The organism is Paracoccus salsus (assembly GCF_021556615.1).
Classification (GTDB): Bacteria; Pseudomonadota; Alphaproteobacteria; order Rhodobacterales; family Rhodobacteraceae; genus Paracoccus; species Paracoccus salsus.
Genome location: NZ_JAKGGD010000001.1, coordinates 338,109 through 357,624 on the forward strand (window position 1 = coordinate 338,109; position 19,516 = coordinate 357,624).

21 protein-coding genes are annotated in these 19,516 nt (G+C 67.5%); 10 read left to right on the top strand and 11 right to left on the bottom strand.

All coding sequences use genetic code 11. From position 1 onward, the window contains the following. Positions 1–53: 53 nt before the first annotated feature. The 8 genes from murB to L1965_RS01710 form a co-directional block, all read right to left on the bottom strand. Positions 54–998: a UDP-N-acetylmuramate dehydrogenase gene (gene murB / locus L1965_RS01675; protein WP_235754669.1), complete on the bottom strand. Its 945-nt coding sequence runs from the start codon at positions 996–998 to the stop codon at positions 54–56. A 233-nt stretch (positions 999–1,231) separates the two neighbouring features. Next, positions 1,232–2,728 carry a hypothetical protein gene (locus L1965_RS01680; protein ID WP_235754670.1) on the bottom strand — a complete coding sequence of 499 codons (1,497 nt, stop codon included), beginning with the start codon at positions 2,726–2,728 and terminating at the stop codon, positions 1,232–1,234. A 49-nt stretch (positions 2,729–2,777) separates the two neighbouring features. Then, on the bottom strand, positions 2,778–3,125 hold the full coding sequence (locus L1965_RS01685) for a hypothetical protein (RefSeq protein WP_235754671.1): 348 nt from the start codon (positions 3,123–3,125) through the stop codon (positions 2,778–2,780). Between the two features lie 9 nt (positions 3,126–3,134). Next, complete coding sequence (locus L1965_RS01690) at positions 3,135–3,395, bottom strand: DUF2484 family protein (RefSeq protein ID WP_235754672.1); 261 nt, start codon at positions 3,393–3,395, stop codon at positions 3,135–3,137. Next, positions 3,392–4,819: a UDP-N-acetylmuramate--L-alanine ligase gene (gene murC / locus L1965_RS01695; RefSeq protein WP_235754673.1), complete on the bottom strand. Its 1,428-nt coding sequence runs from the start codon at positions 4,817–4,819 to the stop codon at positions 3,392–3,394. Before murC ends, L1965_RS01690 begins: the two co-directional genes overlap by 4 nt. Beyond that, positions 4,816–5,901 (bottom strand): UDP-N-acetylglucosamine--N-acetylmuramyl-(pentapeptide) pyrophosphoryl-undecaprenol N-acetylglucosamine transferase, encoded by a 1,086-nt coding sequence (locus tag L1965_RS01700; RefSeq protein ID WP_235754674.1) that lies wholly within the window; start codon positions 5,899–5,901, stop codon positions 4,816–4,818. The genes murC and L1965_RS01700 overlap by 4 nt, the downstream gene beginning before the upstream one ends. Beyond that, complete coding sequence (gene ftsW / locus L1965_RS01705) at positions 5,901–7,064, bottom strand: putative lipid II flippase FtsW (RefSeq protein ID WP_235754675.1); 1,164 nt, start codon at positions 7,062–7,064, stop codon at positions 5,901–5,903. The genes L1965_RS01700 and ftsW overlap by 1 nt, the downstream gene beginning before the upstream one ends. A gap of 159 nt (positions 7,065–7,223) precedes the next feature. After that, a complete protein-coding gene (locus L1965_RS01710) occupies positions 7,224–8,999 on the bottom strand; it encodes an SLC13 family permease (RefSeq protein WP_235754676.1) in 1,776 nt (591 codons plus the stop codon). A 138-nt stretch (positions 9,000–9,137) separates the two neighbouring features. Here L1965_RS01710 and L1965_RS01715 point away from each other — a divergent pair, with 138 nt between their 5' ends. Next, positions 9,138–9,881 (top strand): YebC/PmpR family DNA-binding transcriptional regulator, encoded by a 744-nt coding sequence (locus tag L1965_RS01715; RefSeq protein WP_235754677.1) that lies wholly within the window; start codon positions 9,138–9,140, stop codon positions 9,879–9,881. Between the two features lie 177 nt (positions 9,882–10,058). Here L1965_RS01715 and L1965_RS01720 read toward each other — a convergent pair whose 3' ends face one another. Beyond that, the gene (locus L1965_RS01720) at positions 10,059–10,922 is read right to left on the bottom strand and encodes a LysR family transcriptional regulator ArgP (RefSeq protein ID WP_235754678.1); all 864 of its coding nucleotides are present in this window, start codon (positions 10,920–10,922) and stop codon (positions 10,059–10,061) included. A gap of 80 nt (positions 10,923–11,002) precedes the next feature. On the opposite strand from L1965_RS01720, the gene L1965_RS01725 reads away from it, so the two are divergent. Both L1965_RS01725 and L1965_RS01730 read left to right on the top strand, forming a co-directional pair. Beyond that, positions 11,003–11,596 (top strand): LysE/ArgO family amino acid transporter, encoded by a 594-nt coding sequence (locus L1965_RS01725; RefSeq protein ID WP_235754679.1) that lies wholly within the window; start codon positions 11,003–11,005, stop codon positions 11,594–11,596. A 53-nt stretch (positions 11,597–11,649) separates the two neighbouring features. Continuing rightward, positions 11,650–12,546: a DMT family transporter gene (locus L1965_RS01730; protein ID WP_235754680.1), complete on the top strand. Its 897-nt coding sequence runs from the start codon at positions 11,650–11,652 to the stop codon at positions 12,544–12,546. Between the two features lie 144 nt (positions 12,547–12,690). Here the strand turns inward: L1965_RS01730 and L1965_RS01735 are convergent, their stop codons facing one another. Beyond that, entirely contained in the window at positions 12,691–13,008 is a 318-nt protein-coding gene (locus tag L1965_RS01735; protein WP_235754681.1) for a DUF1476 domain-containing protein, read from the bottom strand. A gap of 128 nt (positions 13,009–13,136) precedes the next feature. Here L1965_RS01735 and purC point away from each other — a divergent pair, with 128 nt between their 5' ends. The 7 genes from purC to L1965_RS01770 all read left to right on the top strand — a co-directional run bounded on the left by purC (position 13,137) and on the right by L1965_RS01770 (position 18,915). Next, positions 13,137–13,898, top strand: a complete 762-nt coding sequence (purC, locus tag L1965_RS01740) for a phosphoribosylaminoimidazolesuccinocarboxamide synthase (RefSeq protein ID WP_235754682.1) — start codon at positions 13,137–13,139, stop codon at positions 13,896–13,898. 14 nt (positions 13,899–13,912) lie between these two features. Further along, on the top strand, positions 13,913–14,152 hold the full coding sequence (purS, locus tag L1965_RS01745; RefSeq protein ID WP_235754683.1) for a phosphoribosylformylglycinamidine synthase subunit PurS: 240 nt from the start codon (positions 13,913–13,915) through the stop codon (positions 14,150–14,152). Positions 14,153–14,232: 80 nt separating this feature from the next. After that, positions 14,233–15,063 (top strand): ABC transporter ATP-binding protein, encoded by an 831-nt coding sequence (locus tag L1965_RS01750; protein WP_235754684.1) that lies wholly within the window; start codon positions 14,233–14,235, stop codon positions 15,061–15,063. 37 nt (positions 15,064–15,100) lie between these two features. Then, on the top strand, positions 15,101–15,826 hold the full coding sequence (locus tag L1965_RS01755; protein ID WP_235754685.1) for a transporter substrate-binding domain-containing protein: 726 nt from the start codon (positions 15,101–15,103) through the stop codon (positions 15,824–15,826). A 57-nt stretch (positions 15,827–15,883) separates the two neighbouring features. Then, positions 15,884–16,762 carry an ABC transporter permease gene (locus tag L1965_RS01760; RefSeq protein ID WP_235754686.1) on the top strand — a complete coding sequence of 293 codons (879 nt, stop codon included), beginning with the start codon at positions 15,884–15,886 and terminating at the stop codon, positions 16,760–16,762. Next, positions 16,759–17,583: an ABC transporter permease gene (locus tag L1965_RS01765; RefSeq protein ID WP_235754687.1), complete on the top strand. Its 825-nt coding sequence runs from the start codon at positions 16,759–16,761 to the stop codon at positions 17,581–17,583. The genes L1965_RS01760 and L1965_RS01765 overlap by 4 nt, the downstream gene beginning before the upstream one ends. Then, complete coding sequence (locus L1965_RS01770) at positions 17,584–18,915, top strand: glutamine synthetase family protein (RefSeq protein WP_235754688.1); 1,332 nt, start codon at positions 17,584–17,586, stop codon at positions 18,913–18,915. It begins immediately after the preceding gene. 98 nt (positions 18,916–19,013) lie between these two features. Here the strand turns inward: L1965_RS01770 and L1965_RS01775 are convergent, their stop codons facing one another. Next, the gene (locus L1965_RS01775; protein WP_235754689.1) at positions 19,014–19,454 is read right to left on the bottom strand and encodes a DUF1810 domain-containing protein; all 441 of its coding nucleotides are present in this window, start codon (positions 19,452–19,454) and stop codon (positions 19,014–19,016) included. Positions 19,455–19,516: the final 62 nt, after the last annotated feature.

Genomic DNA, 19,516 nt, shown 5'->3' on the forward strand with positions numbered 1-19,516 from the left:
GCAAAGCGGGAATCGCAAAAGAGCATTTTTGCCTGCACGCGCAGAATGTTGGCCTAGTGCTGCGGGTCCTTGTCGGACAGCGGTTCGCCGACGCGGATCACCTCCCATTGCAGGTCATGGCCGCTGTCCTCCAGCACGCGACGGCGCACCAGTTCGCCCAGCTCCTCCAGCTCGGTCGCGGTCGCGCCGCCGGTATTGACCAGAAAGTTGGGATGTTTTTCAGACATTTGCGCGCTGCCCCAGCTATGGCCGCGCAGGCCGGCGCGGTCGATCAGAGACCACGCCTTCAGGTCGTGGCTGTCGTCCTCGCGGCCGGTCGAGCTGTGGCCGGCGGGGTTGCGGAAGGTCGAGCCGGCGCTGCGGTCCCGGGTGGGCTGGGTGTCGTCGCGTCTGGCCAGCTGTTGCGCCATCTTGAGGTGCAGGGCGTCGGGGTCGCCGCGTTCGGCGCGGAACACGGCCTCGGTGATGATGCAGCCGTCGGGCAGGTCGGAATGGCGATAGGCGAAGTTCAGATCCTGCGGCGTCAGGGTGATCCGGCGACCGTCGCGGGTGACCGCGCGGGCCTCGACCAGATGATCGGAGACATAGCTGCCATAGCAGCCGGCATTCATCCGCACCGCCCCGCCGATACTGCCTGGAATGGTGCGCAGGAAGGTCAGGTCCAGCCCCGCCTCGGCGGCCCGCCGGGCCACGTGCCCGTCCAGCGCGGCGGCCCCGGCGGTGACGGTTTCACCTGTGATTTCAATGCCGTTGAAGGCGCGTCCCAGGCGGATCACGACGCCCCTGATGCCGCCGTCGCGGACGATCAGGTTGCTGCCCACACCGATCGGAAAGACCGGCACGGACGGGGCCAGCGCGGCCAGGAAACCGGCCAGATCATCGCCGTCGGCGGGCTGGAACAGCCAGTCGGCGGGGCCTCCGACGCGCAGCCATGTCAGGCTGTCGAGAGGCCGGTTCGCGGTCAGCGTGCCGCGGGGCGTGGGAAGATCGAGGGTCATGCGATGCTGGTATCCACAGCCGCGCAAGGCGTCAACATGGCGGGTGTTGCGCGGGGTGCGCAACAGGGCGCGCGTTGCGGGGTGACGCACTGCGGGCGGCGACGGCGGCAGAGCCAGCAATTGCTGGATTTTTCATGGCACAGGGCGTGCACCGGGGAGGCACAGCGCGTGCACAGGCTGTACACCGCTTGCGGACCGGGCGTTAAGGGATGGTTAGGGAATGAGGGATCGGCCTACAGCCCGAAAAAGCGATAGATCGCGGCAAATGCTGCCTTGACAGCCGGCAACGTCGCAAAGAACTCGATCGCTTGAAGATATTTCGCACCGCGCAGCAGCGCGGCATTTACGGCGACGATCCCCTTGCGCACATCAGCCGCGAATGGCAGCGCCCGTTCGATCCGCAGAAGACGCCCCGCCAGACGAAAGGACGCCGCGGCGCGGTCTTCGGGGTTTGCGTCCGGGTCGCTGGCCGTCTGTGCGTCCAGCGGCAGGGTATCGGCAAGCCTGCCCTCCAGCACCGGCGCAACCGTCGCGACCGTTTCCTCGATGACCTGCCGGGCGTCGATCAGGGAACGGTCGCCCTCAATAGCGGCGCGTCGTGCCAGCACCTTTTGCGCCTCGGGGTCCGAGGCAAGGATATCCGCGCCCGCCTCGCGCAGGCGGGACTGATAATCTGCGATCAACGGGTCTTGTGTCGCAGACGGACAGTCACCGTTGTCGATCCTGATGGCCAAACGACGAGTGGCGGAGGCACAGGCGTCCAGAAGTTCGAGCGGCAGATTTCCCGCATCCGCGACCGCGCGGCGCAGCATGGCCAGATCGGGGGCCAGCGCGCCATAGGCCTGCCCGGTGTAGTCATCAAAGACCTCGGTGGCCTTGCTGATCTTGCGTCGCGCATAGGCGGCAATCTCTTGGGGCAGCTGCGAGTCGGGGACGAGGCGCAGGCGTCCCGTGTCCGGGTTCGGCTCGATGCGTTCCGCGTTGGCGGTTGCAGCCAAGCCATGCTGACGACGCAGAGTGGTGATCGCCGTGTCCAGCGCCTCGCCGCCCTGTTCCCACAGCGCATTGTCGATCAGCGCCACGTCGCGCAGCAGCGGCAAATTCTGCGGGCGGCCGTCGAGGGCGCGTTGATACCAGCCGAACCAGAAATCGCCGCCCGGCGCGGCCTGCAGGATCGGGATCGACTGTTGCCAAAGATCAGCCAGAAAATTGCCGTTTATCCACAGAGCGGCGTCGGGAAGGCTCTCGCCTTCGATCAGGGCATGGACATCCGCCTGGACTGTCTTCCAAAGGAGGGTACCCCAGCCTGCCCGATTCATGAAATCGTCCAGGGTAGCGCCCGAAAGGAGATTTGAAGTTGGACCGCCGTCCGCGGCGAGGGCAGCGTAGGCGGCGGCGGCGGCTGCGTCGGCGACGAGAGCCGCTAGAGCAGAGTAGGCGACATAATCAACTGCAGGGTCCGAGCTATCAAAATCGTCGAAGTTTCCGGCAACCTTTCTGACGTCAAAGCACTTCTCTTTGCGCGCAACCTCAGATGCTATGTTGACCCGCAAGACGGACAGCGCGGACGAACTCCAATCGGGTGCCAAGCCTTCACTCAGCGAGGCGAGCAGGATTGGCAGAACACGCATCGCCGCGCGATGTGCGACAAGCGCGGCATCTACAGAAGGGCGGGTGTCGAGCCACACCTGCAGGTTCTCTTCACTGTCGATTATGGGCAGATCGCTCATCCGGGCAGGATTGACGGTCCACGGCCATCACCGCAAGTCCGTTCTGCCGCTACAACAGCAGCGTCCACCCCGCCGCGCCGCCCGCGACGGCCAGTCCCAGCAGCGTCAGCGCCCCGGGCGGGCTGCGCCAGTCGAACCGGCGGGTGCGGGTTCCGGCGGCGATCAGGCCGGCGGCCAGTCCGGCCAGTGCGGGGATGACGGTGAAACCTGTGGCGCGGAAGGCGGCGAGGTCGTGAAAGCCGTTCTGGCCGCGCGCGGCGAGGAACAGTTGCGTGGCGATGGCGGCCAGCAGGATGGACAGGGCGGCCAGCGGCCAGCGCAGGCGCAGCCAGATGGCGGTGAGGGTGATGAAGCCCGCGCCGAGAAAACACGCCGCCGCGACCAGCCAGACCGACATCGGCTGGCCCTAGTCCAGCGGCGGCAGGGCGCGGCGGCGCGATTGCTGCCGGCGGGGCGGCCAGAACAGCGCCGCCAGTCCCATGGCAAAGCCCGCTACGCCGGCCACCGGACCCCAGTTCAGCGTCAGCCAGCCCAGCACCGGCACGCCGATGGCGACCAGCGCCCAGAGGGCGCGCGGCCGCTGCTGCGCGCGCAGCATGGGCAGCATGCAGGCCAGGGCCAGCCAGCCGCCCGAGACGGCGAGCGTGATCAGGAAAGCGGGGCTCACGCGGCCTTTCCTTGCAGCCGGGCGGGCAGCGCGTTGGCCCAGGTCGAGATGGTGCCGGCGCCCAGGCACACGACCATGTCGCCGGGCCTTGCCTGTTCGCGCACCAGGCGTTCGAGGTCGTCCTCGGACAGGATCGCGCGGGCGTGGCGGTGGCCGTGGGCGATCAGCCCGGCGACCAGATCGTCGCGCGAGGCGCCCGGGATCGGGTCCTCGCCGGCGGAATAGACCTCGGCGATGGCGACCACGTCGGCCTCGTTGAAGCAGGTGCAGAAATCGTCGAACAGCGAGGAGAGGCGCGAATAGCGGTGCGGCTGGTGGACGGCGATGACGCGGCCATTGGTGGACTGCCTCGCGGCCCTGAGCACGGCGGCGATTTCCACCGGGTGATGGCCGTAATCGTCGATGATGGTGACGCCGTCCACCTCGCCCACGCGGGTGAAGCGGCGGCCGACGCCGCCGAACCGGGCCAGCGCCTCGCGGATCTCGGCCTTCTTCACGCCCAGGTGGCGGGCGACGGCCACGGCGGCGAGGCAGTTCGAGACGTTGTGATCGCCGGGCATCGGCAGGGTGCAGCCCTCGATCATCTCAAGCTCGCCGCTGTCGGCGGGGCTCTCGCCCTGCAGCGCGATGTCGAAATGCGCGATGCCCTTGTCATAGGTCAGGTTCATGGCGCGCACATCGGCCTGGGCGTTGAAGCCGAAGGTGACGACGCGGCGTTCGGTCAGCTTGCCCACCAGCGCCTGCACCTCGGGGTGGTCGGTGCAGCAGACCGCCAGGCCGTAGAACGGGATCGAGGAGGCGAAATTGTAGAAACCCTGCCGCAGCGCGTCGAAATCGCCCCAGTGCTCCATATGCTCGGGGTCGATATTGGTGATGATGGCGATGTCGGTGGGCAGGCGGTTGAAGCTGCCGTCGGATTCGTCGGCCTCGACCACCATCCATTCGCCCTCGCCAGCCCGGGCGTTGCTGCCATAGGCGTGGATGACGCCGCCATTGATGACGGTGGCGTCGAGGTTGCCGGCGTCCAGCAACGTGGCGACCATGGTGGTGGTGGTGGTCTTGCCGTGCGTGCCGGCGACGCAGATATTGGATTTCATCCGCATCAGTTCGGCCAGCATCTCGGCGCGGCGGACGACGGGCATGCCGCGGCGACGCGCCTCTTGCAGTTCGGGGTTGTCCTTCTTGATGGCGGTCGAGATCACCACCACGCCCGCCGCGCCGATGTTCTCGGCGCGCTGGCCCTCGAACACGGTCGCGCCCAGGGATTCGAGGCGGTCGGTGATCTTGCTGCGCTTGAGGTCGCTGCCCTGGACCTGGTAGCCCAGGGTCAGCAGCACCTCGGCGATGCCAGACATGCCGATGCCGCCGATGCCGATGAAGTGGATCGGGCCAAGCTCTCCGGGCAGTTTGGTGGCGGCGTTCATGGCACTATCTCCGTGACGAGGTCGAACAGGCGACGGGCCGCGTCAGGGCGGCCGAGTTTCAGGGCTGCGGCGGCCATGCCGGTCGCACGCGCGGGGTCTGTGAGGATCGCGCGGATGTCGCGCGCCAGGCTTTCGGCGTCCAGCCCGGATTCCGGGCGCAGCAAGGCGGCACCGGATCGGGCAAGAGCCTGCGCATTGGCGGTCTGATGATCGCCGGTGGCGGCGGCATAGGGGATCAGGATCGACGGGCGGCCGATCACCGTGATGTCGGCGATCGACGAGGCGCCCGAGCGGCTGACGACGATCTGGGCCTGGGCAAGGCGGTCCGGCACATCGGTGAAGAAGGCCTGGACATCGGCCGTGACGCCGGCTTCGGCATAGGCGCGGGTGACACGTTCGCCGTCCTCGGCACGGGCCTGATGGCTGACGCGCAGCCGGGCGCGAAGTTCGGCGGGCAGCGCGGCGATGGCCGCGGGCACGACATCCGACAACACGCGCGCGCCCTGGCTGCCGCCGATCACCAGCAGGTGCAGATCGCCCTGCCCCGGCGCGACATAGGGCGCGCCCGCGCGCGTCAGCACCGCCGCGCGAACCGGGTTGCCGGTGTGGATGCCATCGACCCCCGCGGGCAGGGTCGTGGGCCATGTTCCGCAGGCCACGCGGTCCACGCGCGGGGCGAAGATCCGGTTGACGCGGCCCATCACGCCGTTCTGTTCGTGGATCATGCGCGGCAGGCGCATCGTCCGCGCTGCCGACAGGGCCGGAATGGTCGGATAGCCGCCAAAGCCGATCACGACGGAAGGGCGGTCGCGCCGGAAATCGGCGCGCGCGGCAAGGACACCCGCGGCAATCTTGAGGGGCGCGGTCAGCTTTCCCAGCAGGCCGCCCCGCGCGGTGGTCGCGGACCGCACCACCGCGCGCTGCACCGCGTCGGGAAAACCGCCCGCATAGCGCGCGCCGCGGTCGTCGGTCGACAGCGTGACCCGCCAGCCTTCCGACAGCAGCAGCTCGGCCAGCGCCTGGGCGGGAAACATGTGACCGCCGGTTCCACCGGCCGCGATCAGGGCAAGCGGCGCCGCCATCAGCGCGCCCGCCGCAGGATCTCGGCCATCTCGCCCTGCGGACGGGTCCGGGTCAGCGCCAGCAGCATTCCCAAGGCGATGCCCGAGGCGATCACCGAACTGCCGCCATAGCTGACGAAGGGCAGCGTCATCCCTTTGGCGGGCAGCAACCGCACCGCCACGCCCATGTTGATCAGCGCCTGCACGCCGAAGGCACAGGCCAGCCCGGTGGCCGCGATCCGGGTGAAGGGATCGCGTTCCTTCAGCAGTCGCAGCAGCGAACGCAGCACGATGGTGCAGTAAAGCGCGATGATCGCCAGCACCAGGATGGTGCCGTATTCCTCGGCCGCGACGGCGATGATGAAGTCGGTATGCGCGTCCGGCAGCGACCATTTCACCGTGCCCTCGCCGACGCCCACGCCGAAGAAGCCGCCCTCCTGGATGGCGTTGGTGGCATAGCCGATCTGGGTGCGCGGATCGACATCGGGATTGAGAAAGCCGTTGATGCGCCGGGCGAAATGCTCGGACGCGCCATAGGCGAAGACGCCGCCCGCCACGGCAAGGCCGGCGACCACCATCAGCAGGATGAAGGGGGCGCCGGCGACGAAATACATCACCAGCCAGGAAAACAGCACCAGCGAGGCCTGCCCGAAATCGGGCTGCAGGGCCAGCAGGACCACGATCACCAGCGCCGCGACAAACGAGTACATCCGCCCCGGCGGACCGCCGACCTCTTGCGCCGAGGCCATGAACCACGCGCACAGCGCCACGAAGCCGGGCTTGAGGAATTCGGATGGCTGGATCGACAGGAAACCCAGCGACAGCCAGCGGGTCGCGCCCTTGCCGAAATCGGTGCCGATGAAGGGCAGCGCAAGGATCAGCACGAAGGCGGCCAGAAAGCCCAGCACGCCGATCCTGCGGATCTGGCGTGGCGTCAGCATCGACATCACCAGCAGGACGCACAGCGCCACCCCGCCGAAAAGCGCCTGACGCTGGACATAGTAGAAGCGCGGCAGGTTGTTCTTTTCCGCCAGCGGCACCGAGGCGGCCAGCCCAAGCAGCAATCCGATCGCGAACAGCCCCAGGACGCAGGCCAGCGACCATTTGTCCAGGGTTCGCCACCAGCGTGGAAGAATCGGGTCGCCCGCCCGAACGGGCGTGGCGCCAAAGACCATCTCGGTCATGGAAATACCGCCGTCACTGCCTCTGCCTTGTCCGGTTGGTCCGGATCTGCGGGACAGGATAGCGCGATTTTTCCCGCCAGGCTACAGCGGAATCGGGCTTGCGGCGCCTGAATCGCCGGGGCCGGTCGGGATCCGCGGCGCGGCCGCTGCAAGGCGCGTCTAGAGCGGCCAGACGATCAGCAGCATCGGGATCGACACGGACAGCACGATGATCTCGAGCGGCAGGCCCATCCGCCAGTAATCCCCGAAGCGATAATCGCCCGGCCCCAGGATCAGCGTGTTGTTCTGGTGGCCGATCGGGGTCAGGAAGGCGCAGGCGGCCGACACCGCGACGCCCATCAGGAACGCATCCGGCTGCACCTCCAGCTGCTGGGCCAGGCGGATGCTGACCGGGGCGGCGATGATCGTGGTGGCGTTGTTGTTCAGCACATCGGACAGGAACATCGTCGCCGCCATCAGCAGCAGCAGCGCGACCCAGGCCGGATAGCCCTCGGTGGCACCGGCCAGCAGCCCGGCGATCAGCGCCGTCCCGCCACTGCTGTCCAGCGCAACGCCGAGCGGAATCATCGAGCCCAGAAGCACGACCACCGGCCAGTCCACGTGCCGGTAGATCTCGTTGATCGACAGCACCCCGAACAGCACATAGGCGACGACGACGCAGCCAAGCGCGATCGGCATGCTGATCCAGCCCAGGCTGGTGGCCAGCAGCGCCGCCGCGAACAGGACGATGGCGGCGCGCATGTGCCCCTCGCGCTGCACCGGCACGCTGCCGCCATCCAGGCGCAGCACGCCCGACGCGGCCAGCACGTCGTTGGCCCGGCTTTCGGGCACCAGCATCAGCAGCATGTCGCCGGCCGCGATCTCCTGCCGGGGCAGCGACTCGCGCAGGGCGATGCCGCGGCGACGCATGCCGATCAGCACGCTGTCATAGCGGTTCACGAGGCCGAAGGACTGGGCGTTCTGGCCGATGATCCCCGCGCCTGCCGGAACCAGACATTCGATCAGGCTCTGGCCCTCGGCGTCCTTGCGGGCGCGCGGCTCGACCCGGCCATCGGGAAAGGCCAGCTTTTCCGTCGAGCGGTATTCGTCCAGCGTGGCGGGGTCGGCGCGCAGCATCAGCACATCGCCCTGTTCAAGCGCCTGTTCGGCCGGCTTGGTTTCAAGCGGGTGGCCGTGGCGCATGACGCCGATCAGCCGCAGACCGGCCTTCAGCGCGGCGTCGCGCGCCTGGGCAAGGTTCTCGCCGTCCAGCGCGCTTGCCTTGGTCACGACCAGACGGGCCAGGTAGCGGCGGCGCTGTTCGCCGCTGACGCTGTCGGGTTGACGCCGCACCGGGATCAGCCGCCAGCCGATCAGCGCGACAAAGGCGATGCCCGCGGCGCCGACCGCAGCGCCGACGGGCAGAAAGTCGAACATCTGGTAGGGCTCGCCCAGAACCTCGGCGCGAACGCCCGAGACGATCAGGTTCGGCGGCGTGCCGATCAGCGTCAGCATCCCGCCCAGGATCGTCGCGAAGGCCAGCGGCATCAGCGTCAGGCCGGCGGCGCGGCCCGCCTTGCGCGCGGCCTGCAGATCGACCGGCATCAGCACCGCAAGGGCGGCGATGTTGTTCATGAAGCCCGAAAGCAGGCCGCCCACGCCGCCGAACAGCAGGATGTGGCCGGTCAGCGAGCGTCCGTCATGGGCCAGCACCCGGGTCAGGCGCGAGACCGCGCCCGACCGTGTCAAGCCGGCCGTCGCGATCAGCACCAGCGCCACGACCATGGTTGCGGGATTGCCAAAGCCCGAGAAGGCCTGATCCGCCGGCACCAGCCCGATCAGGACCGACAGCATCAGCGCGCCAAAGGCCACCAGGTCATGCCGCCAGCGCCCCCAGAACATCAGCACCATCATCAGCGCGAAGATCGTGAACAGCGTGATCTGGTCGAGTGTCATCGTCTTCCCTCATGGTCGCGACGCATCGCGCCAGACGCCAACGCGGAGGTGGGAGTTCGGGTTCGTCTTGCGATGGCCCGTCGGGCTGGACTAAAAGCGCCCGAATCCGGATTTCAAGACATCGAAGGACGACCGATCATGGCAGGTCATTCCAAATGGGCCAATATCCAGCATCGCAAGGGGCGGCAGGACGCCGCCCGCTCGAAGCTGTTCTCCAAGCTTTCCAAGGAGATCACGGTCGCGGCGAAGATGGGCGATCCCGACCCCGACAAGAACCCGCGCCTGCGGCTGGCGGTCAAGGAGGCCAAGTCGAACTCGGTTCCCAAGGACGTGATCGACCGGGCGATCAAGAAATCGCAGGGCGGCGACGCCGAGAGCTACGAAGAGATCCGCTACGAAGGCTATGGCCCGAACGGCATCGCGCTGGTCGTCGAGGCGATGACCGACAATCGCAACCGCACGGCATCGAATGTGCGCAGCTATTTCACCAAGTCGGGCGGTGATCTGGGCCAGACCGGATCGGTCAGCTTCATGTTCGACCGGGTGGGCGAGATCGTCTATCCGGCCTCGGCAGGGGACGCCGACACGGTCATGCTGGCCGCGATCGAGGCCGGGGCCAGCGATGTCGAAAGCGACGCGGACGGGCACTGGATCTATTGCGCGGATACCGATCTGAACGAGGTCTCGACCGCGCTCGAGGCAAGCCTCGGCGAGTCGGAAGCGGCCCGGCTGATCTGGAAGCCGCAGGCGCCGACCGAGATCACCGACCTCGACACCGCGCAAAAGCTGATGAAGCTGATCGACACGCTCGAGGACGACGACGACGTGCAGAACGTCACGGGCAATTTCGACCTGTCCGAGGCCGTGGCCGCGCAACTCTGAACCGCCCGGCGAGACGCCACCCGAAGCCGGTATCACGCAGCCGGCTGCGCCGCCGCCCGGCTCCGGCGCCGGACCCGGCACCGACCGCGCGCGCAGCGCGCCCCCGGCCCAGCGGCAGCGACCGGGGCGGGCCCTGCCCGCACCGCGCCCCTCGCCCGCGCCCCGCGCCCCGCGCCTTCACAGCAGCGCCGCTCGGGCCGCCGCGATGATCCTGTCGGTCAGGTCGCGGATGCCCGCCGCGGTCGTCCGGCTGACCTGCCAGCACAGCGTCACGTCAAGCGGCAGGTCCGGACCAAGATCGACCAGCCGCCCGGCAGCCAGATCGGCGGCCACCATCGACTCGGGGTTCACACCCCAGCCCAGCCCCAGCCGGGTTGCCTCGGCAAAGGCCTGCGACGATCCGATGCGATGGAACGGCAGCGCGATCCGGCAACCGGTCCGGGCCATCACCCAGCGGTCCTGAAGCCCGTCCTTGTCGTTGAAGCGCAGCGACGGCGCGCGCGACAGGCTGTCCGCGTCCACGCCGGCCGCGAAATGCCGCGCCGCAAGCCCCGGGCTGGCTGTCGCCCGATAACGCATCCGGCCCAGCGCGATGCTGTCGCAGCCGGTGACGGGGCGGGCGTCGCCGGTCAGCGCCGCCACGACGTGACCGGTCTTCAGCCAGTGCTGCGCGTGATCCTGATCGTCGATGACCAGATCCAGAAGCCCGGGCACCGCGGCCAGCGGCGGCATCGCCCAGGTGGCGAGGCTGTCGGCGTTGACGGCAACCCGGATCACCGGCGGCGCGTCGCCCGTGGTCGCTGCGCCAAGCGTGGCTTCCAGCAGCCGCACGCGGTCCAGATGCGCGGCCAGACGCACCCCCTCGGCCGTGCCCCGCAGTGGCGGGCCCCGGTCGATCAGCACCGCTCCGCAGCGATCCTCCAGCGCGCGGATGCGCTGCGAGACCGCCGAGGGCGTGACCGACAGCGCATGCGCCGCCGCCTCGAACGATCCGCGCCGCAGGATCTCTGCCAACGCCGCCAGGGCGCGATAGTCCAGCATCAGTTCCGCTTCATCCGCGTCAGTTCATTTCACTTTCCTTAAATCGCGACGCCTGCCATCAGCAAGCCCGGAGGTGCGCCATGACGTCATATCTTGCGGGTCTGGGAACAGGCTTGTCGCTGATCCTGGCGATCGGGGCGCAGAACGCCTTCGTCCTGAAGCAGGGTTTGATGCGTCGGCATGTGCTGGCGGTCTGCCTGTTCTGCGCGTTCTCGGACGCGCTGCTGATCGCCCTGGGCGTGGGCGGCATGGCGGCGGCCGGCGCGCGGCTGCCCTGGCTGATGCCGGCGATGCGCTGGGGCGGCGTGGCGTTCCTGATATGGTATGGCGCCCGATCCTTCCGCGCCGCGTGGCGCGGCGGCGAGGCGCTGCGGCCCGCGGGGCCGGGCGACGGGCTGAGAGCGACGCTTCTGACCATCGCCGCGCTGACCTGGCTCAACCCGCATGTCTGGCTGGACACGGTCGTGCTGCTGGGCGCGATCTCGGCGCAATGGCCTGACCGGGTCGGTTTCGCGGCCGGCGCGATCAGCGGGTCGTTCGTCTTCTTCTTCGGCCTCGGCTATGGCGCACGGATGCTGGCGCCGGTCTTCGCGCGGCCGCGCGCCTGGCAATGGCTTGAGGTCGGCGTGGGCAGCGTGATGTGGGCGATCGCCGCGCGGCTTGCGCTTGGCTGAGAGGGCTTGCGGCGGGGGGTGAAACGCGGCATTTGCAGTTCATGCAAATCGAGATGGACACCCGCCGCGACCTGATCGGCATCGGATGGATGCTGGCGACCGGCCTGTGCTTCGTCGCGGTGAACGGCATCGTCCGCGGGCTGGAGGGTGCGCTGCCCGCGCCGCAGGCCGCGTTCATCCGTTTCCTGTTCGGCCTTGCCTTCCTGATGCCGGTGCTGATGCCTGCCCTGCGCCGCGGATTCCCGGCGCGGATCTGGGCGCTGTTCGCGATGCGCGGCGCCCTGCATGTGGTGGCCGTCGTCGCGTGGTTCTATGCGATGTCGCGGATCACCGTGGCCGAGGTCACCGCCATCGGCTTTCTCAACCCGATCGTGGTGACGGTCGGCGCCGCGCTGTTCCTGGGCGAGAAACTGGCCGCCCGCCGGGTCGCGGCCATCGGCGCGGCCTTGCTGGGGGCGCTGATCGTGCTGCGCCCCGGCCTGCGACCGCTGGACCCCGGCCACCTGTCGCAGATCGCCGCCGCGCTGGCCTTCGGCGCCTCCTATCTGATGGCCAAGCGGCTGTCCGGCCTGGTGCCCGCCTCGGTCGTCGTCGCGATGATGTCGCTGACCGTCGCCATCGGCCTGGCGCCGCTGGCATGGGCGGCGTGGATACCGCCGACGCTGGCCCAGACGGGGTGGCTGGGTCTGGTGGCGCTGTTCGCGACGCTGGGGCATTACACGATGACGCGGGCCTTCTCGGCCGCGCCGCTGACCGTCACCCAGCCGGTGACCTTCCTGCAACTGATCTGGGCCAGCATGCTGGGCGTGTTCGTGTTCCACGAGCCGCTGGATGGATGGGTCATTCTTGGCGGCGGGCTGATGATCGGGGCGATCACCTACATCACCTGGCGCGAGGCGCAGAAGCGTGTCGCCACCCCGACCCCGCCGGTCAGCGCCACCAAGGCCTGAGACGACATGCAACAGGGGGCCGCGACGCCCCCCGGTCCTGTTCCCGCAGTCCTGTCCGCAGTCCTGTCCGCAGTCCTGTCCGCAGTCCTGTCCGCAGTCCTGTCCGCAGTCCTGTCCGCAGTCCTGTCCGCTGTGGCGAGGCCGCTATTTCGCCTCGTCGACCACCTGGCGGCGGGCTTCGGTCATCATCTCGGCCATCTTCTTGCGGATGGTCGCCGCGTCGGCGACGCCTTCCAGATCGCCTGCCAGCTTGCGATACACGTCCTCGTCGCCCGGCTCCTCGAAATCCGAGGTCACGACGGTCATCGCATAGGTGCGAGCGGCCTCGCCGGTCTTGCCCAGCAATCCGGCCGCCCATTCGCCCAGCAGGCGGTTGCGCCGGGCTTCGGCCCGGAAGCGCAGATCGGCGTCATGGGCGAATTTTGCTTCGTAAGCGCGTTCGCGGTCGTCAAAGGTGGACATGCATCGCCTCCTGTTGCAGTTGCATTTCGGTATGCCCATTGCGCGGCTTTGCCGCAACCCTGTATTGCCCAGTAACACGGTTCTGCGATATGTCGCGGGACAGTCAGATGCGAAAGGACGGCCCCCACATGGCTCCGCGGCGCAAGAAGGTTTACGAAGGCAAGGCGAAGATCCTGTATGAAGGCACCGAGCCGGGGACGCTGGTCCAGTACTTCAAGGACGACGCCACCGCGTTCAATGCCCAGAAGAAGGCGACCATCGAAGGCAAGGGCGTGCTGAACAACCGGCTGTCCGAGTTCTTCATGAACGGGCTGACGAATATCGGCGTGCCGAACCACTTCATCCGCCGCATCAACATGCGCGAGCAGCTGATCCGCCAGGTCGAGATCATCCCGCTGGAAGTGATCGTGCGGAACTTTGCCGCCGGCTCGCTTTCCAAGCGGCTGGGGCTGGAGGAAGGCACGCTGCTGCCGCGCCCGATCGTGGAATACAGCTTCAAGAACGACGAGCTGGGCGACCCGATGGTGAGCGAGGAATACATCATCGCCTTCGGCTGGGCCACGCAGCAGGATCTGGACGACATCATCAGCCTTGCGCTGCGCGTCAACGACTTCCTGTCGGGCGTGTTCTATGGCGCCGGCATCAAGCTGATCGATTTCAAGATCGAGGTCGGCCGGGTCTGGGACAACGACTTCATGCGCCTGATCGTGGCTGACGAGATCAGCCCCGACAGCTGCCGCCTGTGGGACGTGAAGACCGGGCAGAAGCTTGACAAGGACGTGTTCCGCCGCGATCTGGGCAACCTGACCGATGCCTATACCGAGGTCGCGCGCCGCCTGGGATTGATGCCCGCCAACACCACCAGCCTCAAGCCGACCGCGATCAACTGAAAGGACGCCCCGCCATGAAAGCCCGAGTCACCATCATGCTGAAGGACGGCGTTCTGGACCCGCAAGGCGAGGCGATCCGCCACGCGCTTGGCGGGTTGGGCCATACCGGCGTCGCGGGTGTCCGGCAGGGCAAGCTGATCGAGCTGGAACTGGCCGCCACCGATCCCGAGGCCGCCAAGGCCCAGGTCACCCGGATGTGCGAAGGTCTGCTGGCCAACACGGTGATTGAAAAATACTCGATCGAGATCGCCTGACGCCGGGTCAGCGCGGCGTTGCGGCGCGGACATGTCGCGAACCCGTTGCAATCGTCGCGCAATTGTCGCCCAATGCCGCGATGGAAAGCCAGAACCACACCATTTCGGACACGCGCCCCGATCCGGCTGACGGCCGCGGCAACGCGGAACCGGTCATCCGGATCACCGGGCTGTACAAGGCCTATGGCCAGCTTGAGGTGCTGAAGGGCGTGTCGCTGACCGCGCCGCGCGGTCACGTCGTCAGCCTGATCGGTTCGTCGGGGTCGGGCAAGTCCACCTTGCTGCGCTGCTGCAACCTGCTGGAAAACAGCCAGCAGGGCGAGATCGTGTTCGACGGCGAACCGGTGCGCTGGAAAGGCAAGGGGGCGAACCGCGTGCCGGCCGACCGCGCCCAGGTCACCCGGTTCCGCACCAACCTGTCCATGGTCTTCCAGCAGTTCAACCTGTGGGCCCACATGACGATCCTGCAGAACGTGATGGAAGCCCCGCTCACCGTGCTGGGAGAGAACCGCGCCGAGGTCGAGTCCCGCGCCCGCGCGCTGCTGGACAAGGTCGGCATCGGCGACAAATGCGACGCCTGGCCGGCGCAGCTTTCCGGCGGCCAGCAGCAGCGGGCGGCGATCGCCAGGGCGCTGTGCATGCAGCCGCGCGCGCTGCTGTTCGACGAACCGACCAGCGCGCTGGACCCCGAATTGCAGCAGGAGGTGGTCAAGGTCATCAAGGACCTGGCAGGCGAGCACCGCACGATGCTGCTCGTCACCCACGACATGCGGCTGGCGGCCGATGTCAGCGATCACGTCGTGTTCCTGCATCAGGGCCTGGTCTGCGAGGAAGGCCCGCCCGACAGCCTGTTCGGCGCGCCGCAGACCGATCGCCTGCGCCAGTTCCTCAGCGCCACGATGGCGGCATGACACAAACGATCAAGACGACCAACAGGAGAAGATCATCATGAAGAAACTGATTCTGACCGCGGCCGTGCTGGCCTTCGGCATGGGCATGGCCAGCGCGCAGACCATTCGGCTGGGCACCGAGGGCGCCTATCCTCCCTACAATTTCATCAACGATTCGGGCGAGGTTGACGGGTTCGAGCGCGAGCTGGGCGACGAGATGTGCAGGCGCGCCGAGCTGGACTGTGCCTGGGTCACGACCGACTGGGATTCGATCATCCCCAACCTGGTATCGGGCAACTACGATACGATCATGGCCGGAATGAGCATCACGCCCGAGCGTGAGCAGGTGATCGCGTTCACCCAGAACTACCTTCCGCCCGTGCCTTCGGCCTATATCGGCCTGTCCGAGGAGGTCGAGCTTGAGGGCGGCATCGTCGCCGCGCAGACCGGCACCATCCATGCCGGGCATGTCGCGCAAACTGGCGCGACGCTGCTGGAATACGCGACCCCGGACGAGACCATCGCCGCCGTCCGCAACGGCGAGGCCGACGCGGCGCTGGCCGACAAGGACTTCCTGGCACCGTTCGTCGCCGAGTCGGGCGGTGAACTGGTCTGGGTCGGCGAGGACGTGGTGCTGGGCGAGGGCATCGGCGTCGGGCTGCGGCAATCCGACACCGAGCTGCGCGAGACGCTGGACGGGGTCATCACCGCCATGAAGGAAGATGGCAGCCTGAACGCGATGATCAGGAAATGGTTCGGCGAGGAAGCGCAGACCTACGAATGATCTGAAACCCGGCCGCGCGCCCGCCAGAGGGCGGGCGGCCGCCAGAGGGTGCCGCCGATGTTTGCGCAATGCGCCGATCCCGCCTCGCTGGAGGGGCTTGCATGGCTGATGTGTTACCTCACATCCGGCAAGCACATGCTGTTCTATGCCAGCTTCGGCACGGTGCTGCTGCTGCTGGCGATCACCGCGCCGATCGCCCTGCTGTTCGGCTTTGGCGGCGCGCTGGCCTCGCGGTCGCGGATCGCGCCGCTGCGCTGGTTCGGCAAGCTCTACACCTCGATGGTGCGCGGCGTGCCCGACATCATCTTCTTCCTGTTCGTGCCGATCGCGCTGGATCAGGGCCTGGAATGGCTGCGCCATCAGGTTCTGTGCGACACCGATGCGCCGGTCCGGCAGGGCAATGATTTCGTGGTCTGCGCGGCCGCCAAGCTGCCCCTCTCGTCCAGTCCGCCCTGGGTGCACGACGTCTATGGCTTCACGCTGGCGGTGGTGGCCTTCTCGGTGGTCTTCGGCGCCTTCGCCGCGAATGTCCTGCATGGCGCGATGCAGGCGGTGCCGCGCGCCCAGCTTGAAACCGCGGAAGCCTTCGGGATGAGCCCGCGTCAGGTCAGCCGCCGGGTGCTGATCCCGCAGATGTGGACCTATGCGGTTCCCGGGCTTTCCAATCTGTGGATGATCCTGATCAAGGCCACACCGCTGCTGTTTCTTCTGGGGGTCGAGGACATCGTCTACTGGGCCCGCGAACTGGGCGGCACCAAGACCAGTGCCTTCACCTACCCGCATCCAGACTGGCGGCTTTACTATTTCCTGGCCATCCTGGTGTTCTATCTGCTGATGACCTGGGTCTCGGAACGCATCCTCGGGCGGCTGACGCGGCGCCTGTCCGCGGGTCAGGCCACGATGGGCGGCGAAGCCCTGCGAAAGGGCCCCGCATGAGTTGCGCGCAGACAATCACGGACTATGCGCTGCGATCCATCGGGATCGGAGAAAGGCTGCTGCCGCGGACCGATTTCGATCTGTGCAAGCAGATCACGCTGATCGGCTCGGGTCTGATCTGGAACCTGTATTTCGCCTTCTTCGCGCTGCTCGTCGGGTTCTTCCTGGCGACCGCGCTGGCGATGGCCAAGACCAGTGGCAATCCCTGGCTGCGAAAGCCCGCGGATGGCTTTGTCTTCCTGTTTCGCGGCAGTCCGCTGTTCATCCAGTTCTTCCTCGCCTACGAGACGCTGGTGCTGCTGCCGCGCGCGGGAATCGAGATCTTCGGCTTCACCGTCGAAACCAGCTGGCTGACCAAGGCCTGGGCCGGCGCGCTGATCGTTCTGATCCTGAACACCACCGCCTATTCCGCGCAGATCTTTCACGGCGCGCTGCAATCGGTGCCCAAGGGCGATATCGAGGCCGCCGACGCCTATGGCCTGACCGGCTGGCACAAGTTCCGGCGGGTGATGTGGCCCACGATGCTGCGGCTGGCATGGCCGTCCTACACCAACGAGGCGATCTTCCTGTTCCACGCCACCACGCTGGTCTATTTCTCGGGTTTCCCGGCCTTCCAGCAGCGCGGCGACGCCCTGTATTACGCAACCTACTTCGCCGACCGGACCTTCAACCCGTTCGTCGCCTACCCGATCGTCGCGACCTATTTCATCATATGCACATTGATCCTGATCGGACTGTTCGGCATGGTGAACCGTCGCCTGAACCGGCATCTGCCGGGTGCCGTCACGCGGCTGAAATACCGACCAGAACTGGTGAGATAGATGGACTGGCTGAGAGAGCATCCCGAGGTCAAGACGATCCGCGTTGCGGCCGCCGACCTGAACGGCGTCGCCCGCGGCAAGCGGGTTCCCGCGCGCTTCGCCTACAAGCTGATCGAGGAGGGCACCAAGTTCCCGTTCTCGGTCATGAACCTGGACATCTGGGGCGAGGATATCGAGGACAGCCCGCTGGTGTTCGAATCCGGCGATCCCGACGGGCTGCTGATGCCGACCGAGCGTGGTTTCCTGCCGATGCCGTGGCTGGAGGCGCCGACCGGGCTGCTGCCGCTGTGGATGTTCCATCCCGATGGCCGTCCCTATGAGGGCGATCCGCGCCAGGCCCTGGCCCATGTGGTGAACCGCTACAAGGCGGCCGGGCTGGTCCCTGTCGTGGCGACCGAGCTGGAGTTCTTCCTGATCGACGATTCCGGCCGGACCTTGCGCGTGCCGCCCAGCCCGCGTTCGGGCAAGCGCCGCACCGGCGGCGAGGTGCTGAGCCTGCGCGCGCTGGACGCGTTCGACCAGTTCTTCACGACGCTTTACGACGCCTGCGAGATGATGGACATCCCGGCCGATACCTCGATCTCGGAAGCCGGCCCCGGCCAGTTCGAGATCAACCTGATGCATCAGGCCGATCCGATGAAGGCGGCCGACGACACCTGGCTGTTCAAGATGCTGGTCAAGGGCGTGGCGCGCAGCTATGGCTTTGCCGCCAGCTTCATGGCCAAGCCCTACGAGACATGGCCCGGCAACGGCATGCACATGCATTTCTCGATCCTGACGCAGCAAGGCGTCAACATCTTCGACAATGGCGGCGAAGAGGGCACCGAGGCGCTGCGCCACGCGGTCGGTGGCTGCCTGCGGGCGATGCCAGGATCGACGCTGCTGTTCGCCCCGCACGAGAACTCCTATGACCGGCTGGTCCCGAACGCGCATGCGCCCACGGGGATCGGCTGGGCCTATGAAAACCGCACCGCGGCGATTCGCATCCCCTCGTCCGGTCCCAAGGCGCGCCGGATCGAGCATCGGGTCGCCGGGGGCGACGTGAACCCCTATCTGACCGTCGCAGCCATCCTGGGCGCGGCGCTTGACGGCATCGAGGACCGGCTGGAGCCGCCTGCCCCGTTCAAGGGCAACGCCTATGACCAGAACCTTGCCCAGTTGCCGGGCGACTGGGGCGCGGCCATCGAGGCGTTCGACACCTGCCCCGAGATCCGCCGGATCTTTCCCGATCACCTGATCGCCAACTACCTGATGACCAAGCGACAGGAGCTGCACTACATGGCCGAACTGTCCGACGAGGAAACGGTCGAGCTGTATCTGGATACCGTGTAGACGCCCGGAATCCGCCGCAACGGATCACGAGATCAGCATCGACGGCGCGATCCGTCGCGACCGGGGCGGCGCTGGACGCCCTGTGTCATCCGGCGGGCTCAGCCGAGCCTTTCCAGGGTCCGCGGACAGGGGCGGCCGTCGAAGAATTGCGTCAGGATCCGGTCGAACACGGCCGAGGAGCCGCCGGCGGCCGCGAAAAGCGTGGCCGACGAGCGCAGCTTGCCGGCATCGACCTTGCCCAGGATCGAATCGGCCGGGACGCCCTCATGGGCAAGCACCGCCTCGGCACAGGTCACCAGCCGGGGCCTCAGAACCCGATGCGCAAGATAGCGGCGGGCCTCGTCAAGATCGACGATCCCGTAATGCCGGGACGCCGGCGACTGGCCGAGACCGCGCAGCTGCGGAAAGATGAACCACATCCAGTGGCTCTGCTTGCGGCCCTGCCTCAGTTCGGACAGCGCCGTATCGTAGATGTCGGCCTGGGCCGAAACAAAGCGTTCCAGCATGCCGGATTCGTCGGACAGGGTCACACGAGACATCGCGGCGGCTTTCCTTCGGCCCCGCGCCGGATTGCGGGGCAGGTGAACGCCTGCCTGCCGCC

Coding starts and splice junctions, on each gene's coding strand:
- L1965_RS01730 (WP_235754680.1), top strand. CDS start 11,650: ATGGACACCCGCCGCGACCTGATCGGCATCGGATGGATGCTGGCGACC.
- murC (WP_235754673.1), bottom strand. CDS start 4,819: ATGAACGCCGCCACCAAACTGCCCGGAGAGCTTGGCCCGATCCACTTC.
- L1965_RS01765 (WP_235754687.1), top strand. CDS start 16,759: ATGAGTTGCGCGCAGACAATCACGGACTATGCGCTGCGATCCATCGGG.
- L1965_RS01735 (WP_235754681.1), bottom strand. CDS start 13,008: ATGTCCACCTTTGACGACCGCGAACGCGCTTACGAAGCAAAATTCGCC.
- L1965_RS01770 (WP_235754688.1), top strand. CDS start 17,584: ATGGACTGGCTGAGAGAGCATCCCGAGGTCAAGACGATCCGCGTTGCG.
- ftsW (WP_235754675.1), bottom strand. CDS start 7,064: ATGACCGAGATGGTCTTTGGCGCCACGCCCGTTCGGGCGGGCGACCCG.
- L1965_RS01680 (WP_235754670.1), bottom strand. CDS start 2,728: ATGAGCGATCTGCCCATAATCGACAGTGAAGAGAACCTGCAGGTGTGG.
- purC (WP_235754682.1), top strand. CDS start 13,137: ATGGCTCCGCGGCGCAAGAAGGTTTACGAAGGCAAGGCGAAGATCCTG.
- L1965_RS01760 (WP_235754686.1), top strand. CDS start 15,884: ATGTTTGCGCAATGCGCCGATCCCGCCTCGCTGGAGGGGCTTGCATGG.
- L1965_RS01685 (WP_235754671.1), bottom strand. CDS start 3,125: ATGTCGGTCTGGCTGGTCGCGGCGGCGTGTTTTCTCGGCGCGGGCTTC.
- L1965_RS01755 (WP_235754685.1), top strand. CDS start 15,101: ATGAAGAAACTGATTCTGACCGCGGCCGTGCTGGCCTTCGGCATGGGC.
- L1965_RS01700 (WP_235754674.1), bottom strand. CDS start 5,901: ATGGCGGCGCCGCTTGCCCTGATCGCGGCCGGTGGAACCGGCGGTCAC.
- L1965_RS01715 (WP_235754677.1), top strand. CDS start 9,138: ATGGCAGGTCATTCCAAATGGGCCAATATCCAGCATCGCAAGGGGCGG.
- murB (WP_235754669.1), bottom strand. CDS start 998: ATGACCCTCGATCTTCCCACGCCCCGCGGCACGCTGACCGCGAACCGG.
- L1965_RS01725 (WP_235754679.1), top strand. CDS start 11,003: ATGACGTCATATCTTGCGGGTCTGGGAACAGGCTTGTCGCTGATCCTG.
- L1965_RS01775 (WP_235754689.1), bottom strand. CDS start 19,454: ATGTCTCGTGTGACCCTGTCCGACGAATCCGGCATGCTGGAACGCTTT.
- L1965_RS01720 (WP_235754678.1), bottom strand. CDS start 10,922: ATGCTGGACTATCGCGCCCTGGCGGCGTTGGCAGAGATCCTGCGGCGC.
- L1965_RS01750 (WP_235754684.1), top strand. CDS start 14,233: ATGGAAAGCCAGAACCACACCATTTCGGACACGCGCCCCGATCCGGCT.
- L1965_RS01710 (WP_235754676.1), bottom strand. CDS start 8,999: ATGACACTCGACCAGATCACGCTGTTCACGATCTTCGCGCTGATGATG.
- purS (WP_235754683.1), top strand. CDS start 13,913: ATGAAAGCCCGAGTCACCATCATGCTGAAGGACGGCGTTCTGGACCCG.